This window comes from Bacillus sp. EE-W1, from assembly GCF_009760835.1.
Classification (GTDB): Bacteria; Bacillota; Bacilli; order Bacillales; family Bacillaceae_G; genus Bacillus_A; species Bacillus_A wiedmannii.
Genome location: NZ_WIPE01000060.1, coordinates 26,217 through 28,399 on the forward strand (window position 1 = coordinate 26,217; position 2,183 = coordinate 28,399).

A 2,183-nucleotide genomic window follows, 5' to 3' on the forward strand; every position below is an offset into this window, starting at 1 on the left:
CCACCTTTACAGGAGTCGGACGCTTGTTTATAAGCCCCACTCCCCCTCTTTGATACATTTCATTCGCTAGATTGATAAGCTTTTCAAAAGCTATACCACGGTTTCCTTGTCCCATTGTTATCCCTCACTTTCTACTTTAATTGAATATGCAATATTTCATATTTTTTTATTATAATATTCCTTTATTAATCATCACTTTCTATCAAACTATTAATATTCATTGATAAATCAACATTTGTAATTTAATTCCTGATGTTTAATCCTGTTGAAAACCACTTAATTTATATATTAAAATAATTGTATTGGAACTTCTTGTTCTACACATCTATACGTATTTTATGTATTATATAGCAGAAGAGTAAGGTAAGAGTTACTCTTTGCCATTTTAGGAAAGGTCCTGTTGGAGACAACGGGGCCTTTTTTCGTAAAAGGATTATTTTGTTTGAATTCTCATAAAACACTTTTTAAATTCCTCAACATTGGAAATAGCTATATAATAAAAAAGATTAAATGTTAGGAGTGCTATAAATGTCTGATATGATTAAACTCTGTATTGTAATAGCCGTTGCCCTATTTTTAACGTTTTCGATAATATCAGAGTTTAAGAAACCTCAAAAAGATATGTTTTGGTTCTCAATTGACGTAATGTTTCTCCTTGCAGCTTTTTTACTAATAAAAGACTATATCGTCAAACATTTAACTTAATCGACTGAATAAAACCCAATATTCCGTCAATAATATAGATAGGCGATGGCCAGAACTCATTTAATGAAGTCCCTAACCTTTCTCCTTTCCCCCTGTTGAAGAACCAGTCAAGCAGTTAGTTTTTGCTAGCTGCTCTTTTATTTATGAAAAAATATAAAATTCTTTATAATGATTCTTCTTTATTTCTCAATATAAAGAGCCTTGGATTTCTTTTAACAATCTTGTAGTATATGAACAAAGAGTAAGGTAAGAGTTACTCTTTGCCATTTTAGGAAGGTCCTGCTGGAGACAACAGGGCCTTTTTACATATAGAGATAGTTTTGTTTAATTCTTCACCATTAATCGCAAAAACATCTTATAATCGTTATATAATAAATTAATTAATGGATTAGGAGTAGATCAAATGCCAGTTACACTAGAACTTATTCTTTTCATTCTTCTAGCAATTTGTGCTATTGGCTATTTAGTAAAAGAATTTCAAAAAACTAGAAAAAGAACACTTGGAATTTTCCTAGAATTCTTGGTTCTTTTCTGGTCAATATGGAGAATATCGACTATCATAATCTGATTTATAAAACATGAAATCCTTCGAATAAAAATCAATATTATGTCCATAATGTTGATAGGCTGTATGCCAAAATCCATTTAGTTTTCTCTGTATCTCCTTGTATTGAGCAGTTAGCTTTTGCTAGTTTTGCTAGCTGCTCTTTGTTTGTAAAAAAGCACTCAATTGACAAGAAACACATATAATATTCTGTGTTCCTTTCTATATGAAATAAGTTAGTCTTTACAAACGGATGATCTCGTCACGAGAGCACTTTATTAAGTGCTCTTTTCGTATTTCAAATACATACAAAATGAAATTTTTACCATTAAGATAATTATTAAATATTTTACGCTCATACATTATAATGGAATAGTTATTGTATATTGGCAGTAAGAGGAGCGACCTGATTAAGGGCTTCTCTTTTTTTATAAAATAGGATTATTGCAATCTCCCTCTGTATATCTTCTTGATCTGCGTTTCAGTGAATCCCTTTTACACAGCGAACAATTCAGGGAACTGGCTTAAACACATGTCAATAATTGTGTCATCTGTAGTTCTATTGAACTACCCCCACTTTCACTTCGTTTAGAAGAGGGGGATTCCTAAGTAAAGAGTTCTATCGAACTCTAATTGATTAGGCTAACCCCGCAGCCCCTGCGGTTAGAAGTCTTATTGCTTCATTCTTTAGATTGATACTTGCGTTAATATCCCTATCATGGTGTGTACGACAAGAAGGACAGTCCCATTTACGTAGGTTTAGATTTTTAACGTCTTTGTTTTGATATCCACAACAAGAACATAATTGGCTTGAAGCAAATGTTTTCGATACGACAATGACTTGTTTGCCATACCATTTTGCTTTATATTCCAACATGGTTCGAAACTGTGACCAAGATACTTCACTAATTGCTTTTGCTAACTTACGATTTTT

At 32.0% G+C, this 2,183-nt stretch carries 2 protein-coding genes; both read right to left on the reverse strand.

Features of this window, described 5'->3' with window-relative positions:
• The coding region (locus GFJ36_RS29530) for a Holliday junction resolvase RecU (protein WP_242015984.1) at nt 1-115 on the reverse strand (115 nt) is incomplete at its 3' end.
• Nucleotides 116-1,886: 1,771 nt separating this feature from the next.
• Nucleotides 1,887-2,183, reverse strand: a 297-nt coding sequence (locus tag GFJ36_RS29535) for an RNA-guided endonuclease TnpB family protein (RefSeq protein ID WP_242015967.1), incomplete at its 5' end; no start/stop codon positions are given.